Here is a 16,168-nt window from a genome sequence, read left to right on the forward strand (position 1 = left end):
AGAATTACACTTTAGCGTACTGAAGGGTGTCAGACACGCGTCTTCGCTTTAAAGTGGTGACGCGTGTCTGACACCCTTCACTCCTTTACTGCATTAAAAAAGAACCTCTGTTTGAGGTTCTTTCAATGACTTAGATGGTTTTGGGTTGGCTCACTTGGTTGAGAGCTTGGTGAAGGTCTTCCCAAATATCTTCCCATGCTTCAAGACCGACTGAAAGTCTAACTAGAGAGTTGGTAATGCCCATCTTTTCTCTTATCTCTTCTGGCACGACAGCATGTGTCATGGTCGCAGGGTGTTGAATAAGAGATTCTGCATCTCCTAGACTAACAGCTTTTTTAATAAAGGTAAGGTGATTCAAGAATGCTTGTGCTTCTTCTTTACCGCCTTTTAATTCAAAAGAAATGAGCCCTCCTCCTTGTTTCATTTGCTTTTTCATAATCTCATAGTCTTCGTGTTGAACATCACCTGGATAATAGACACTGCTCACTAAAGGATGATCTTTTAAACGAGCAACGACTTTCTCCGTATTCGCACAGTGACGATCCATACGCACAGGGAGGGTCTTCAATCCTCTCAATAACAACCATGCATCGAATGGAGATATGATGCCCCCAATATCTTTCTGAGTCGTCATGGCCAATTGTTGAATGATGTCTTGTTTCCCTATTAGAAGCCCTGCAACGACATCGCCGTGGCCACCAATATATTTTGTAGCGCTATGAAGAACCAGGTCACAACCAAGCTCAAGCGGCTTTTGCAAGTAAGGCGTGGCAAACGTGTTATCGACTACAACTGGAATGCCTTTATCCTTTGCCACCTTGGTAACCATCTCTAAATCAATTAATTCCATTGTAGGGTTAATCGGTGTTTCGACGTAAATGCAACTCGTTTCCGGACGGATTAAATTTCGAATTTCTTCTTCCGTATCCATTGTAGAGAAAGACGTTGTAATATTGTATTTGTCTTCCATCATGGATAATAAGCCAAATGTACATCCATAAACCCCACGAGAACAAAGGATATGATCGTTAGCCTTTGTTAGACCGATTAATACAGCTGAAACAGCCGCCATTCCCGATCCAAATGCAAGGCCCGCTTCTCCCCCTTCAAGCTGAGCAATCCGATCCTCTAATGCCCTTACAGTCGGATTGCCTAACCTCGAGTAGACATAACCATCCTCTGTACCTGCGAATCGATTTTCCCCCTGCTCTGCACTATCAAAGGTAAATGTCGACGTTTGAAATAGCGGTGTCGTTAGGCTTCCTAAAAAATCTTTTGAGTCATAGCCTCCATGAATTACTTTCGTTTCAAAACCGTGCTCTTTCTTCCCCATCATGGTGTCCCCCTTTTTGCCTCTAAAGCCTTCTATTCACATCATATGAGATGTTGCCGAAAAATGAAAGCGTTTTCTTTTTGTTTTATAATGGTTTTGTTTCCGTTCGTTCACCCAAATAACAAAAAGGTTATAAGGAAGCCTTCTATACTACTACCTACCATAAGAAGAACTCGATTTGAACACCCCAACTCCTGTAGTCGGGACGACATGGCCATGCGTCGGGACGCGCGACCAAAGTGACGGGACGCCCAGGCCAAGTGTCCGGACGCGCGACCAAAGTGTCGGGACGACCGGGCCATGCGTCGGGACGCGCGACCAAAATGACGGGACGTACGAGCCATGCGTCCGGACGAGCGATCAAAGTGTCGGGACGCACGACCGAAGTGACGGGACGACCGGGCCATGCGTCGGGACGCGCGACCAAAGTGTCCGGACGTACGACCGAAGTGACGGGACGCCCAGGCCAAGTGTCCGGACGAGCGATTAAAGTGTCGGGACGTACGACCGAAGTGACCGGACGCCCAGGCCAAGTGTCCCGACGCGCGACCAATGCATCAGAACATCCCAAAACAAAAAGCGCAAACTGCCTCAAATAAGACAATTCACCTCTCCTTTCACTTTGCTAGGATTTCTCACCTAAGGCAAGACTGATTCCGATGATTCCTAACAATACTCCTTTTGCGACATTCAAACGTCTGCCTACTTGAGGGATTTTTGATATCCAATTTCCTACTTTCTCAGCAAAGAAACTTATAGTAGTGAAAATAATGAAGGCCTGTATTAGGAATAATACTCCAAGCCCGACCATTTGATATGGAACCTCCCAAGCTCCTTTTGAATGGTCAATAAATTGAGGAAATAGAGCAAGGAAGAAGAGAGAAACTTTTGGATTCAGGACATTCATAAGTACACCTCTTTTATAAAGCTTCTTATACTCAAGTGCTTGCTTAGATTCAACCCGAAGATCTCCTCCTTCTTCTTTGAACGCTTGCCATGCCAAATACAATAAATAAACCGCTCCAGCATATTTGACTACCATAAAAGCTAGCCCAGACTGATAGACAAGAGCTGTGATTCCAATAGCGGCTGCTAATGTGTGGACTAGTATCCCTGTACATAATCCAAATGTTGTAGCAATGCCTGCTTTTTTATTTTGAGAAATGCTTTGGGCTAACACAAATAGATTATCAGGACCAGGCATCAATGTAAGCACGACAGCAGCTCCTAGAAACGATAGTAAAAGATAAATACTCAAGTGAAACACCTACTTTCTTCTTTTGAATAGTATGTATGTAGGTTCTATATTAGCGGGTCAAAGATCATTTTGGAATACTTTTCTGCTACAGAGAGGAGAACAACATGGCTTATCAATGGGGTGTGGATTCTACACAAGAAGCCACAAAAGATTTATATGACTGTGTACTAAAGAATTACGGCAAGCCCAAATACTGGGGACGCTACCTATCAACTGTCCCTGAGGTTTCGGAAGGATTAACTGTCTCAGAAATTGAACGATTGCATAGTAGCGGTACGAAAGTTATGGCCATTTACAATAATTTCACAGAGGCCACAGGGTATAGGAAAGGAAAAGTCATTGCTCAAAACGCTGTTTTTCATGCCAGGCGTTTAAACTTCCCTAAAGGAAAGGTTCTGTTTGCGAACGTTGACAAGTCCTTTAAAGTTGATGAGTCGTGGATTCGAGGGTACGTGGAAGGTATGTACTCTTCAGGGTATCAACCCGGATTTTCTTGTAATCCTACAAAAGGAAAATTTAATGAAGCTTTTTGCAAGGCAGCCTCAAAGGATCATAAAGTGGCTGCACAGTCCGTCCTTTGCAGTGCAGAACCGGTAACCGGAGTTACAAGAGCACGTAAAGCACCGAAATATACACCTGCTAAACTTTCTTGCAAATCAAATGTATGGGGGTGGCAATATGGTCGTGACGCCCAAGCTTGCCCCATTAACACCAACCTCATAAATGACCGCCTTCTCAATTTATTATGGTAAAAAGGAATGAGGCTAAGGACCAATCGTTAAATGGTTACTTAGCCTTTTATTCGTACACCTCGCACATTAAAAATGTGAAGTTCGCTTTCAAGTTGTGTAAAAATTTAAATTATTAACCTTTATTTGCTAAGCAAATATTGCTATGATAATAGTACTAGTTCCTACATAATACGACAGGAAGCTTTGAAACCAATCTGTATTTGGGCGCTTATGGTTGGTCGAGCTAGTAGCGCAACCGGCCGCATTGATCTTATTCAATGGGGTTTTTTTAGCTTCAAAAGCCTTGGCATGAACATTGATTTATTTTCGTGATTTCGTTTCACCCTAATAATAGATTAATAGAACGTGATCCATCACAACCATTTGAACACGGGGGATTTTATGAATATTTTTGAACTTTTACAGAAAAACCGTTTATTTCACAATTATCAGCCCCTTCATCACCTGGCCGATGATGCTATTTATGGATATGAAGCTCTACTACGCTCCACTATTCAATCCAATCCTGAAACACTTTTTAAAATCGCTATGCAATCTAACATTCTCTACAAACTTGATACCATGTCGATCGAGAAAGCTTTCACGCATTATTCTAATCAACCTAACGATCAAAAACTATTTCTAAATATGTTCATGTCTACCCTTCTTCACCCCAATTTCATTCGATTTATGCATTCCATTCTAGAAGTCTCTTCCTCTCCTGCTCCATCTATCGTTTTCGAAATGAATGAAGCGAAGGAAGAGGAGGCCATGTGGGAGTCTCCCCTCCTTCCTATTCGTATTAACATGTTACGAGAGATGGGGATTAAATTTGCGATCGATGATTTCGGACAAGGGGCTACTTCATTAAAGAAAGCAGTTGAAATGGAACCAGAGTACTTGAAGCTTGACCGTTATTTTGCAACAGAATTAGCTACAAGTGATAAGAAGCAAAAACTGGTCTCCCTTTTCACCGATTATTTTAAAGGGGATACAACGGTCGTATTAGAAGGAATTGAGACAGAAGATGACCTTAAGTTAGCCAAAGAGATCGGGATTGATATAGCGCAAGGGTACTTTATCGGCAAGCCTCAAGCTCTTGTAGTCGGTTGAAAAATCCACACCATCCAAAAGACCACTGAATTGTCTTACCAATCAGTGGTCTTTGTTTTGGTTATAAAGCAGAGTTGCAGAAAGATCGAAGCTGAGACATAGTCCGTTGCTAGAAGAGTTCTTATGTGGAGGAATTAAAAATCAACAACCAACATGAACAGTGCCAAATTTATTGATCTTCCTGCAGTCTTCATCGTATAGTTCATCTCGCTCCACGGCATAGTAAATAATAGTACAAATGCCAAGGAGGAGCATGATGACACGTAAATCAAATGCCCATTTAGCCAATGAAAAAACCCTATGGATGAAGCAAACGGATTTGCCTGAGTTTGAATCGCTTAAAGAAGATATTCAAGTGGATGTGGGAATTGTAGGAGCAGGGATTACCGGTGTTACCCTTGCTTACTTGCTTTCTAAAGAAGGGATGAGTGTAGCTTTACTAGATGCTGATCGAATTTTACACGGTACGACAGGTCATACTACCGCAAAAGTTTCTGCTCAACATGACCTCATTTATGATGAGCTCATTCACCACTTTGGAGTAGAACAAGCAAGGAAGTATTACCGCGCTAATCAGGAAGCGCTAGAATTTATTCAGAACTTGGTAGAGAAGGACGAGATCAAGTGCCAATTCACAACAGAAGATGCTTATATTTACGGTATTAGCGAGGAAAATAATCACAAGATCGAACAAGAAGCGAAAGCCTATGAAATGCTCCGTATAGAAGGAGAAATCATTGATCGCCTTCCAATTGATCTATCTATAAAGAAAGGAATTGTAATGCGTAATCAAGCGCAATTCAATCCCCTTTCCTACTTACAACACTTAGTTAGAGAAATGACGAAAAGGCATGTCCGTATCTTTGAGCAGACTGTAGCTATCGATGTAGAAGAAGGAACCGAGCCTAAAATTGTTACAAAAAACGGAGCTAAAGTAACCTGTAAATCGATCGTTTCAGCTTCACACTTTCCTTTTTACGACGGTAAAGGCTTCTTTTTTAGCCGCATGTATGCTGAGCGTTCTTATATTGTAGCAGCGAAAACGGACCAACCTTTAGAGGGAATGTATTTAAGTGCAGATCAACCAAAGCGCTCTATACGAACGACATCCTTTAAAGATCAAACCTATCTATTACTAGGTGGAGAAAGCCACAAAGCGGGTCAGAGCAATTCTTCAAAACAACATTTTGATGCTTTAGAGAATTTCGGACGCAGGCATTTTGATCTATCTGGAACTTTACAGCAGTGGGGGGCACAAGACTTAATTACAATGGATAAAGTGCCATATATCGGCCATTTAACTTCCCGTCATTCTAATATTTTTGTCGCCACTGGATATCGGAAATGGGGAATGACAAACGGGACTGCAGCTGCTTTATTGCTTAAAGATCTGATTCATGAGAAAGAGAATCCTTATGAGGATCTGTTTACGCCTACACGTTTTTATGCTGACCCTAGCATCAAGCACTTCTTAACCCAGAATACGAATGTTGCTTCACAATTTCTAAAAGGTAAAGTAAGTTTCAATACACACTCTGTAGATGATCTACATCCTGGAGAGGGATCAACGATCATTCATCATGCTCAAAAAGCCGGTGCTTATAAAGATGAATCCGGAAACGTACATGTTGTCGATACTACATGTACACACCTCGGATGTGAAGTTGAGTGGAATGGAGAAGAAAAGTCATGGGACTGCCCATGTCATGGCTCACGCTTCTCCTATGATGGAACGGTCCTAGAAGGTCCCGCTGACAAGCCGCTAAAAAGATTAGATGAGTAATACAATCGGCCTTGCACATAAGAGTCTTACTGTTTAGTGTTGATTTGTTTCATATAAGGCGCCTTATGCGGAACACTTGGAGATGAGATATTTTAGTATGGATAGGCCCGTTACGTTTGATGAGTGCTTGGGCTTGCTCGGGGACAACTCGCTTTCCTGCAGGGAGCTGGGAAGCGAGTGGTTTCCAGGCCCACCTTACTCTGAACTAAAGCTAACGGAAACATTCTCTCAGCTTAGAGTCTTCAACAATCCTGACCTATTATTGAACAAGCTTGTTATAAAGAATAACAACATTAAACTTTAACAGAGCCAAGACAAAAAAGAAGCTGCCATATGGCAGCTTCTTTTTTACGAGATAAAGGTAGAGCTTAGAATGAGCGCTCTTCTTCAATCTCATGATATTTATCAAGAATGTACAACTTGCTTGGTTTGTGTTCTTGGGCCATTTCTTCTGCTTTCTCAATAGCCTTATCTTTCTTCTCATACTTGTCAGTCGGAGCTACGTCCTCCACTTTTACGTACCATTCTGTTGCATCTTTGTTGGGTGCTACTGTGTATTCTCTCATGTATATCGCTCCTTTTTTTGTGTTGGGTTATACCTATATGTTCCCAACCTCGAAGCGTATAAAACATCTATCCGAATAAATGAGTATGCTTTAGAAAATCTGCTATGCAGTAGCCCATTTACCTACGGTTTCTAGAGCGGATTGTTCCGGGAAATACTCAATGAAATAACGATAAAACAGTGCTTCTTGTTTACTACGGATTTCAACTGGAGCTGCTTCGTTCATACGAGCCAATTCTGAATCGGAGATTGTTTCATTGGCATAGGTTTCAAGCAAGTCTAATGCACCACTACCAGCTGAGAATTCTTCCTTTTTCCTCCACAATACCTGGTCCGGCAATACTCCATCAAATGATTCTCGCAAGATGGTTTTCTCCATTTGTTCTGCCGTATGAAGCTTTTGTTCAGATGGAATTTGTAAAGCCGTTTCAATTAATTCTAAGTCCAAGAATGGAACACGCAGCTCAATGGAGTGCGCCATGCTCATTCTGTCCCCACGTTGTAAATTAATATTATGAAGGGTATTAATGATTCGAATGATTTCTTCATTAAGAGATTCTGTCGTTTGGAATTGCTTCATATACTCATAGCCAGCAAATATCTCGTCAGCTCCCTCTCCAGAGAGAATTACCTTAACATGCTCTGAGGCAAGCTTTGACACAAAGTAATTCGGGATGGCACTTCTTACTAAAGAAGGTTCGTACGATTCCAAAGCATATACGACATGAGGGATGGCCTCTATTAGTTCTTCTTGTGTATATATGTATTCATAATGATCTGAACCTATTGCTTTAGCTACATCACGAGCACGCTCGATATCTTCACTTCCAGCTGAGCCGACGCAAAACGATTTCACCGTTTTCCCCTGCTCCTTAGCCTTCTTTGCAGCAATCGCTGAAATTAAGCTACTATCTAATCCACCACTTAAGAGCACTCCAACCTCCACATCTGCCAGAAGCCTTTTCTCTATCGCTTGTTCAAGCTTTTCTCGTATCGCTGTTGTCATTTCACGACGCGTCGTTTGAGCGGTTTGGTCTGGATGCTGAATCTCTCTATATCTTACAAAGCCAGTTTCTGGCGTATAATAAGTTCCAGGAGGAAATTCCTGCACATCATTTGTAACGAGATATAATGTTTTTAATTCAGAAGAGAACACATAATTCCCTTCATCATCTCTCCCGTAATATAAAGGCTTAATTCCTAATGTATCTCTCGCCGCAACGAATGTATCAGTCAGCTCATCAACTATGACGAATGCAAACATACCATCAAGCTTTTCTATACTCTTAACCCCTTCTGTTTCAATTAATTTTAACGCAACTTCACTATCGGAATGGGTTAAAAATGATGTTTGCTGCTCTAACTCATCTTTCAATTCTAAATAATTATAAATTTCACCATTACACACGATCCATTTTGACTGCTGTTCGTTAGATATGGGCTGAATACCATCTTCTAATCCAATAATGGATAATCGTTGGTGTCCAATATGGAAGCCTTCTAAAGGAACTTGTTTTCCTTCATCAGGTCCTCTATGTTTCATACTCTCTAGAATCTCTTTCATTTTATTCGTTTCTACATGTCCTGTTGTGGCGAATATGCCGCACATATTATTAGGTCACCTCTACTGTTTATTTTTGAATATGACGTTTATTATATAAGCTCTTCTTAAAAGAACCAAATACTGGACAATCCCTCATTTTTTTATTTTTAGGATAATTCCAACGGATCTTTCCTATTTTTTTGATGAGTTACGATTAGATCGTCTTATTTGGTTGTATTTAAAGAGATATACCCGTTTTTTCTAATAATGTGCTATATAACCTCAACTTTTTTTAAATTTGGTTCGAAAAGGTATGTAAAAAGATGAATCATTTCTCATATAATATAGATAATATATAGCCGATTTACACTATATAGAATGGGGAATGCGTGTTATGATACGGTACAATTGATAATTGTCAGGTGTGATCGACGTGAAACGAATTGCGTTAACTGTTATATTTTTATTCAGTTTCCTTATTATTCTTTTCTATTGGGTTGGTAACGAATCAAAAGTTAGTGATTCCTCTCTTAACGGTGAGGAGCCTCAAGAGTTCCCTATCCAAGAAGCGGATGGAGAAAAGCCAGAGGAAGAGAAAACCATCACTGAGGAACTAAAAGAAGCGGTCTCTACCGTTTTAGAGGGTGCAAAAGAAATCTTTGTGGAAGACAACATAAATATTGTGGCCATTGGCGACTCACTTACTCAAGGTGTAGGTGATTCATCAGGAAATGGTGGTTACGTAGGGATTATTGAAGAAACACTACAAGAAAACAATCAGGATTTTCAGATTAAGAACTTTGGTAAGCGAGGTAATCGTACAGATCAGTTACTAGACCGACTACAAGAAGAGGAGATCTCCTCCTCCCTTCAAGAAGCCGATGTAATCGTCGTTACAATCGGTGCAAACGATATTATGAAAATTGTCAAAAACAACTTCACCTCTCTTGCTTATGAAGATTTCGAGAGTGAACTTCCTCAATACGAGGATCGGTTATCTTCTATATTTAAAACGATACGCTCTCAAAATAAGGACGCCCATATTTATCTTGTAGGTTTGTATAACCCGTTCGAACAGTATTTCAGTGATATTCCTGAGCTTGACCAAATTATTTACGATTGGAATCGTATTAGTAAAGATGTTGTCGACCGATATGCGAATGTGAACTACATTCCAATTAAAGATTTATTTAGTGGTTCTACTGAAGACCTTTATTACGAAGATAACTTTCATCCAAATTTAAGAGGGTACAGACTAATGGCTGAACGCATTCTCTCTCATTTAAAAGAAGAGATTGTGCGCCAGAATGAAGAAGAAATTTAAAGACATCAGTTAGATTGGAGATGTCATATGTTTAAAGCATTGAAAATCAACAATAAGTGGAAGTGGCTATTTTTTATCTTAGCGATCATTAATATAGGAGTAATTCTTTGGCTTCTATTACTTGTTTATCTACCAACCTCATCTGTATCAGTTCCAAAGTCCATGCCTTTCAGCGATAAGAGGGCTGAATTTACAGTGATGTCTAGTAAGAACAATTTGAATCAAATCATTAATAGTTATTTGGCGGAAATATCTGATAAACAATCCATTGATTATTCAGTCTCTCTAGAAGATGATGTGGAGTTAACAGGAACGATTGTCGCTTTTGATAAAGAGTTGCCTTTAACAATGAAATTTGATCCCGTTGTACAGAAAAACGGAGATCTTATCCTTCAGCAGAAATCAATTACACTCGGCCGTCTACACCTGCCGAACAAAAAGGTTTTGGATTATATAAAAGATAACTATCCAATGCCTGAATGGATTATTGTAAACCCAGATGAAGAAAATGTTTATGTGGCCGTCACCCAGATTAACCCAGGGTATGAACTAGGCCTTCGTGCATCTACTTTCAATTTAAAAAAGGACCAGCTTGCTTTTGAACTAACGGTTCCACATGAAACATTTGGATTTAGCCAGAGCTCTTGGCTGAAGAAACTCATTAAGTAATAGAAATATATTATTAGGGCGTGGAGTGAGCGTAGTCTAAGCTCATACAAGCTATTCCATTGAATGTATATTAAAAAAGGCTGCCTAAATGGCAGCCTTTTTTACGCTTATGAACCCGTTTTAGCGGATTGATCTGAACTTGATGAAGAAGATGTTTGATTCTTCATCGCATGGTAATCTTCAGTTATAGCTTTATAAAACGAGTAAGCCATCATAATCATAATCATCGAAAATGGAAAGGCCGCTGAGATTAGAGCATTCTGCAAGCCTTGTAGCCCACCTGTGTAGAGTAGGATAGCAGCAGTTGCAGATTGAGCAATTCCCCAGCTAAACTTCACTGTTTTCGGAGGATTCAGAGACCCATTCGTGCTTTGCATACCAAGCACAAATGTAGCTGAGTCGGCTGAAGTGACAAAGAAAGTTCCAATTAAACATAATGCAATAATGGACGTAATCGTTCCTAATGGATACTCCATCAATGTACCAAACAGGGCTTGCTCTGTTGCTAACCCAGCAATATCTGCTGCGCCTGTTTGCTCAAGATTAATGGCTGACATACCAAACGTTGCAAACCATAGGAAGCTAACAAGGGAAGGAACGACAAGTACGCCGATAAGAAATTCTCGAATCGTGCGTCCCTTAGAAACTCGGGCGATAAAGATTCCTACAAACGGAGACCAAGCAATCCACCATGCCCAATAAAAGACCGTCCAGTCTTGAATCCAAGTTTGTTGTTCATCGTTATTCGGTGCAAGTCTAAAGCTCATATTGCCAATATCTCTGATATAGGATCCAATTGTATTTGTGAAGACATTCATAATGTTTAACGTAGGTCCTACAACAAGGACAAATCCAAATAATAAAAGAGCTAACACTAAGTTTGTGTTACTTAAATATTTAATTCCTTTACTCAAACCTGTATAAGCTGAAATCATAAACAACACCGTAACTACGCCAATAATTACGAGCTGTACCCAGAATTCATCAGGTGTATCTAATAAATAATTAAGACCCCCGTTAATCTGAGCGGCACCAAACCCAAGCGTTGTCGCTACTCCTACAACAGTAGCAAATATCGCAATAACATCGATTACTTTTCCGATAGGTCCTTTTGTCTTATCTCCTAAAATTGGCGTTAATGTCGCACTTACAAGTCCTGGTGCACCACGACGGAATTTAAAGTACGCTAACGTCATAGCTACGAGTGCATAAATAGCCCAAGCATGAATACCCCAGTGAAAATAGACAAACTTGAGAGATTCATTTAATGCCTCTGGCGTTCCAGTTTCCGCTGTAGGCGCATTTTTCACGTAGTGTGATATAGGCTCTGCAACGCCCCAGAAGACAAGGCCGATCCCCATTCCTGCACTAAACAACATAGCAAACCATGTCGGCATACTATAGTCAGGTTCATCTTCTGGCTTTCCTAGCTTCATTTTTCCGTAAGGACTAATAATCATAAAGATACAAAATAGTACAAACAACGCTACAACAATTAGGTAGTACCAACCAAAATGAACAGATAAATAATCCCTAATTGATAGTGTAACCTTTTTTAGTTGATCAGGAACAAGAACCCCCCAAGTAACAGCTGCGGCTACTATGGCAATTGTAATCCAAAAGACTGGTGAGACTTTTTGTGCTAATGATTTACTCAAATGATTACTCCTCTCTTATTTTATTTCATCCTGGTGTTATGTAGATAAGGTGATGGGAAGTTTTGGTGTCCTATTCCTTTACCCCCTTAGTAACTCAGTAAACAAGTTGATTATTTTTAATAATATTTCGAACAAACCGAACGAACGGAACATTCTTTACATGTAGCCTCTTTAAGCAAAAAAATTACAATCATGAAACCACACCACTCCCTCATATAATTGGGTAGAAGAGGTGATGTCCTTTGAAGGAAAAACAATCTCAGGTTAACTGGGAAAAGTTTTCAAAAACGATTGACCAGGTGTTAGGACAGGATTTTTGGGACGACATGCATCATGTCATACCAAAGCGAGGGCCTGCCTATGATTTGTACGATGCAGACAGTCATCTTGTCGTCATTGTGGACCTACCAGGCCTTGCCTCATCAGAGCACTTAACCTTGAAACAGAACGGAACGAATCTAATACTAGAGGGCCATGTCCCAACAGCCTTTCAAGCTTCAGAACAGCAAACATTGCATAAAGAGCGGTTTCAAGGCCACTATAAACGAACCATACGTATTCCATTTCATTTCACACCAGACGAAGTGACTTCCTCCTACAAGAACGGATTGCTAGAGATTCGAATCCAAAAGAATAAAGATGAAGATACCATTCCTATTCAAATGCCAAAATCTGAAGAGTAAAACATGGGGAATTCGTATAAACGAATTCCCCTTTTTAATCTCTGTTCCATTTATGGGTAACCGAATTTTGCTTCTTCTTCAATTCACATTACATAATTTCACCTATTATTATTCCACTTCACCTTCCAAACCTTGGTATAATGAGAAACAGAAACTATTGAGAAAGCAGGTGGAGTAATTATGAATATCATCGTATTTGGTGCCTCAGGTGGAACAGGCAAGGAGGTTATTAAACTAGCACTTGAGGAAGGACACCGTGTCACGGCTTTTGCCAGAACCCCTTCGAAACTATCGATTCAACACCCACATCTTCACATTATTGAAGGAAATGGCTTAGATCGTGAACTAGTCATTCAAGCAATGAAAGGGCATGATGCTGTTATTTCTACATTGGGGACAGATGGTTTGAAAAAGACCACTACTTTGTCTGAGATGACGTCTAATATAGTAGATGGCATGAATGAAAATGGAATCGAACGTATCGCATATACCGCGTCTGCTGGAATAGAAGATGAAATACCGGGACTCACAGGATTTATGGCTTCAAAGATCTTAAAAAACGTATTAGCTGATCATAAACGAGCGGTTGAATTATTAAAACAAAGCGGTAAAGCATGGACCGTTGCCAGACCTTTACGGTTAGACGATGGGACACGCACAGGTGAATACCGAATGGATTCAAAAGGCGTACCAACTGGCGGAAAACGTATATCCCGATCAGACGTAGCCCATTTTCTGTTGGAAGCTGTTGTGAAACACGACCACATTTACCGTTCCGTTGGACTAGCTTATTAATTGTTCTTCTTCGAATCACCTCTACTTAATCTCAAAATTTTCTATTTTTCCCTCCCTCTGGTATGATATTTAGGAAGTCGAAATATCGTCTGGAACGAAAGAAGGGTAAAAAATTCAGAATCAAGAAAAGATATCGAAACAAAACTTAATGATTATGTGGTTTGCTAACTTTTTTATCGCTGGTAGCATGACAATGGTTATGCCGTTCTTATCTCTTTATATTGAATCATTCGGAAACTTCTCAGAAGCATATGTACAACGTTGGTCTGGGTTAACTTTCGGAGTTACGTTTTTCACTGCTTTTTTATTCTCTCCCATTTGGGGAAGGATTGGAGATCGATACGGTCGGAAAACGATTCTCGTCCTATCGGGAGCAGGTTTGGCTGTAAGCGTCTTACTGATGGGATTTGTGACATCTGTATTCCAACTATTTATTTTACGATTATGTATGGGTGTATTTACCGGGTTTATCTCGACCTCACAAGCTCTTATCTCAACGCAAACTCCCAGGGAATTGTCGGGACAGGCGCTTGGTACCTTGCAAACGGGGAACGTAACCGGTAGTTTAATGGGGCCTTTGTTTGGGGGAGTGCTAGCAGATTCTTATGGATTCTCTAGCACGTTTCAACTTACCTCTATTACATTGTTTATCGCTGCGGTCTTCGTATTGCTAGGGGTTAGAGAGTTTCGCATAGAAACAGAAGATGAGGAACAAGAGACGTATTCACGAAAAGAGGTCATACGCCACATCCTCTTAAATCCTATACTCGTTACCGTTATGATCGTCTCCATGTTTGTACAAATCGCACACTTCAGTATTCAGCCTATTCTTGCGTTGTTCGTAAGTGAAATTCATGGCACGGCTAATTTAGCCTTCTTTTCAGGAATCGCTTTCTCGGCAGCAGGGGTCGGGAATCTGCTTATGGCAAGAAGATGGGGGAAGATAGCTGATTCTGTAGGATATGAGAAGATTCTCGTCTTTCTACTTCTTGCTTCAGGTATTATTTATTTACCCGGAGCCTTTGTAACGAACATTTGGCAGCTTATGATTTTACGGTTCCTACTGGGTATTACTATCGGAGGTATTATCCCTGTTCGAACAGCCTATATTCGTCAAGTAGCTCCCGTTTCTATTCAAGGGGAAGTGCTTGGCTACAGCACAAGTCTCCGCTTTTTAGGAAACATCATTGGTCCGGCACTTGGCGGCTTACTAGCAGGGGTTTACGGGTTCACCTCTGTTTTCTTTACGACAACCATACTCCTGTTACTAAGCGGTTTAAGCCTCGCCCTTATGATGCAGAGACAACCATCTACTGTAAATCGATATGGCTAGTATCGTATTACCCTCTCCAAAGCGCCACCCTCTTATGCTTCATGCGTAAGAGTGGCGCTTTTTGTATGTCCAACTGCCGGACGTCCAACTGAATAATACTCCATATTCTGTTCCATTACCTCCTCAAGAGAGTAACAGTTTCGGCCGTCGAACAGAATAGCCTCTTCCATCAACTCCTCATAAAGGTCTAAGGGAAGTTCTTTAAACTCCTCCCACTCAGTAACAATGGCGGCTAGTTCTGCCCCAGTCAAAGCTTCCTTCACGTTAGCAGGAAATGTAACAGCAGGAAAATGCTCTTTTGCTATAGGCATAGCTACAGGATCATAAGCTGTAATTAAAGCTCCTTCTCGTAAAAGACGGTCTATGATCACCAGGGATGCCGCTTCTCTTAAATCATCTGTCCCTGGCTTAAAAGCCAAACCAAGAATGGTAATGCGCTTTCCAACTAAGCTTCCAAAACGCTCCTTCATTTGGTCCACTAATTTATTTTGTTGCTTGTTATTCACGTGTATAACGGACTCCAATAAATCGAATTGGTGCTTCACATTACCTGCCATTTGAACAAGGGCTTTTGTATCTTTTGGAAAACATGATCCGCCATATCCAATTCCAGCTTGAAGGAACGATGAACCAATCCGGCGGTCCATCCCCATGCCTTTAGCGACAGCTTCTACATTGGCGCCTACTTTTTCGCAAATCGATGAGATTTCATTAATAAAACTAATTTTCGTCGCTAGAAATGCATTCGAAGCATATTTTATCATTTCAGCGCTAGCTAAATCCGTTGTCATCATAGGGATGTCAAATGGGGCATACATCTCCATGACCTTTTGAATGGCTTCCGGATTGTCAGAGCCTATTACGATGCGATCGCCTTCAAATAAATCCTTCAGGGCATTGCCTTCCCGTAAAAACTCAGGATTGGAGACCATTTGAACAGAGAAAGGGGTTCTATCTTGTATATAGTTCCTTAAACGTTGACAGGTCCCAACTGGTACTGTACTTTTTACAACTACTGTTACCTCCTGATTGATTGTCTTTGCAATACGATCTGCCGCCTGAAATATATACGTAAGGTTAGCTGATCCGTCTGGTTGCTGTGGTGTGCCAACGGCAATTAAAACGATTTCGGCATCCTGGATATCCTCATATTTAGAGGTGAACGAAAGTCTTTTTTGCTTCTGATTTTCTTGAATCATTGGCTCAAGGGATTCTTCGTAGATTGGAGAGCACCCTTTTTGTAAAAGATCAATCTTTACAGGGTCTATATCTAAACACGTTACCTCGTGACCAATATGAGACAAACCAACTCCAGTTACAAGACCAACATAACCTGTTCCTACTACCGCTATCTTTTTCATTTCTGATCCTCCTCACTTT

14 protein-coding genes and 1 riboswitch are annotated in these 16,168 nt (G+C 40.7%); of the genes, 8 read left to right on the plus strand and 6 right to left on the minus strand.

The features are described from left to right. Positions 1-130: 130 nt before the first annotated feature. The gene (gene megL / locus IMZ31_RS18230; protein ID WP_207528655.1) at positions 131-1,333 is read right to left on the minus strand and encodes a methionine gamma-lyase; all 1,203 of its coding nucleotides are present in this window, start codon (positions 1,331-1,333) and stop codon (positions 131-133) included. A gap of 625 nt (positions 1,334-1,958) precedes the next feature. Next, positions 1,959-2,591, minus strand: coding sequence for a LysE family translocator (locus tag IMZ31_RS18235; protein ID WP_207528656.1), 633 nt, complete (start codon positions 2,589-2,591; stop codon positions 1,959-1,961). Positions 2,592-2,695: 104 nt separating this feature from the next. Between IMZ31_RS18235 and IMZ31_RS18240 the strand changes: the two genes are divergently transcribed. The 3 genes from IMZ31_RS18240 (at position 2,696) to IMZ31_RS18250 (ending at position 6,218) form a co-directional block, all read left to right on the plus strand. After that, on the plus strand, positions 2,696-3,343 hold the full coding sequence (locus tag IMZ31_RS18240; protein ID WP_207528657.1) for a glycoside hydrolase domain-containing protein: 648 nt from the start codon (positions 2,696-2,698) through the stop codon (positions 3,341-3,343). A 167-nt stretch (positions 3,344-3,510) separates the two neighbouring features. Beyond that, positions 3,511-3,589, plus strand: a riboswitch (cyclic di-GMP riboswitch). A 135-nt stretch (positions 3,590-3,724) separates the two neighbouring features. Then, positions 3,725-4,435: an EAL domain-containing protein gene (locus IMZ31_RS18245; protein WP_207528658.1), complete on the plus strand. Its 711-nt coding sequence runs from the start codon at positions 3,725-3,727 to the stop codon at positions 4,433-4,435. A gap of 256 nt (positions 4,436-4,691) precedes the next feature. Continuing rightward, positions 4,692-6,218: an FAD-dependent oxidoreductase gene (locus IMZ31_RS18250; RefSeq protein ID WP_207528659.1), complete on the plus strand. Its 1,527-nt coding sequence runs from the start codon at positions 4,692-4,694 to the stop codon at positions 6,216-6,218. 368 nt (positions 6,219-6,586) lie between these two features. Here IMZ31_RS18250 and IMZ31_RS18255 read toward each other — a convergent pair whose 3' ends face one another. Both IMZ31_RS18255 and asnB read right to left on the minus strand, forming a co-directional pair. Beyond that, complete coding sequence (locus IMZ31_RS18255; protein ID WP_036780294.1) at positions 6,587-6,784, minus strand: DUF2188 domain-containing protein; 198 nt, start codon at positions 6,782-6,784, stop codon at positions 6,587-6,589. A 102-nt stretch (positions 6,785-6,886) separates the two neighbouring features. Then, positions 6,887-8,392 carry an asparagine synthase B gene (asnB, locus tag IMZ31_RS18260; protein ID WP_207528660.1) on the minus strand — a complete coding sequence of 502 codons (1,506 nt, stop codon included), beginning with the start codon at positions 8,390-8,392 and terminating at the stop codon, positions 6,887-6,889. A gap of 367 nt (positions 8,393-8,759) precedes the next feature. Here asnB and IMZ31_RS18265 point away from each other — a divergent pair, with 367 nt between their 5' ends. Both IMZ31_RS18265 and IMZ31_RS18270 read left to right on the plus strand, forming a co-directional pair. Beyond that, positions 8,760-9,650 carry an SGNH/GDSL hydrolase family protein gene (locus IMZ31_RS18265; protein ID WP_207528661.1) on the plus strand — a complete coding sequence of 297 codons (891 nt, stop codon included), beginning with the start codon at positions 8,760-8,762 and terminating at the stop codon, positions 9,648-9,650. A gap of 27 nt (positions 9,651-9,677) precedes the next feature. After that, a complete protein-coding gene (locus tag IMZ31_RS18270) occupies positions 9,678-10,319 on the plus strand; it encodes a YpmS family protein (RefSeq protein ID WP_207528662.1) in 642 nt (213 codons plus the stop codon). 107 nt (positions 10,320-10,426) lie between these two features. On the opposite strand, the gene IMZ31_RS18275 is transcribed toward IMZ31_RS18270, so the two are convergent. Further along, the gene (locus IMZ31_RS18275) at positions 10,427-11,977 is read right to left on the minus strand and encodes a glycine betaine uptake BCCT transporter (protein WP_207528663.1); all 1,551 of its coding nucleotides are present in this window, start codon (positions 11,975-11,977) and stop codon (positions 10,427-10,429) included. Positions 11,978-12,219: 242 nt separating this feature from the next. Between IMZ31_RS18275 and IMZ31_RS18280 the strand changes: the two genes are divergently transcribed. From IMZ31_RS18280 to IMZ31_RS18290, 3 genes are all read left to right on the plus strand, one after another. Beyond that, positions 12,220-12,660, plus strand: coding sequence for an Hsp20/alpha crystallin family protein (locus IMZ31_RS18280; RefSeq protein WP_242705611.1), 441 nt, complete (start codon positions 12,220-12,222; stop codon positions 12,658-12,660). A 180-nt stretch (positions 12,661-12,840) separates the two neighbouring features. Further along, positions 12,841-13,455: an NAD(P)-dependent oxidoreductase gene (locus tag IMZ31_RS18285; RefSeq protein ID WP_207528664.1), complete on the plus strand. Its 615-nt coding sequence runs from the start codon at positions 12,841-12,843 to the stop codon at positions 13,453-13,455. Between the two features lie 148 nt (positions 13,456-13,603). Continuing rightward, positions 13,604-14,788: an MFS transporter gene (locus tag IMZ31_RS18290; RefSeq protein ID WP_207528665.1), complete on the plus strand. Its 1,185-nt coding sequence runs from the start codon at positions 13,604-13,606 to the stop codon at positions 14,786-14,788. Between the two features lie 32 nt (positions 14,789-14,820). On the opposite strand, the gene IMZ31_RS18295 is transcribed toward IMZ31_RS18290, so the two are convergent. Then, the gene (locus IMZ31_RS18295; RefSeq protein WP_207528666.1) at positions 14,821-16,149 is read right to left on the minus strand and encodes a UDP-glucose dehydrogenase family protein; all 1,329 of its coding nucleotides are present in this window, start codon (positions 16,147-16,149) and stop codon (positions 14,821-14,823) included. Positions 16,150-16,168: the final 19 nt, after the last annotated feature.

The organism is Pontibacillus sp. ALD_SL1 (assembly GCF_017355605.1).

Coding starts and splice junctions, on each gene's coding strand:
- megL (WP_207528655.1), bottom strand. CDS start 1,333: ATGGGGAAGAAAGAGCACGGTTTTGAAACGAAAGTAATTCATGGAGGC.
- IMZ31_RS18240 (WP_207528657.1), top strand. CDS start 2,696: ATGGCTTATCAATGGGGTGTGGATTCTACACAAGAAGCCACAAAAGAT.
- IMZ31_RS18245 (WP_207528658.1), top strand. CDS start 3,725: ATGAATATTTTTGAACTTTTACAGAAAAACCGTTTATTTCACAATTAT.
- IMZ31_RS18250 (WP_207528659.1), top strand. CDS start 4,692: ATGACACGTAAATCAAATGCCCATTTAGCCAATGAAAAAACCCTATGG.
- IMZ31_RS18255 (WP_036780294.1), bottom strand. CDS start 6,784: ATGAGAGAATACACAGTAGCACCCAACAAAGATGCAACAGAATGGTAC.
- asnB (WP_207528660.1), bottom strand. CDS start 8,392: ATGTGCGGCATATTCGCCACAACAGGACATGTAGAAACGAATAAAATG.
- IMZ31_RS18270 (WP_207528662.1), top strand. CDS start 9,678: ATGTTTAAAGCATTGAAAATCAACAATAAGTGGAAGTGGCTATTTTTT.
- IMZ31_RS18285 (WP_207528664.1), top strand. CDS start 12,841: ATGAATATCATCGTATTTGGTGCCTCAGGTGGAACAGGCAAGGAGGTT.
- IMZ31_RS18290 (WP_207528665.1), top strand. CDS start 13,604: ATGATTATGTGGTTTGCTAACTTTTTTATCGCTGGTAGCATGACAATG.
- IMZ31_RS18295 (WP_207528666.1), bottom strand. CDS start 16,149: ATGAAAAAGATAGCGGTAGTAGGAACAGGTTATGTTGGTCTTGTAACT.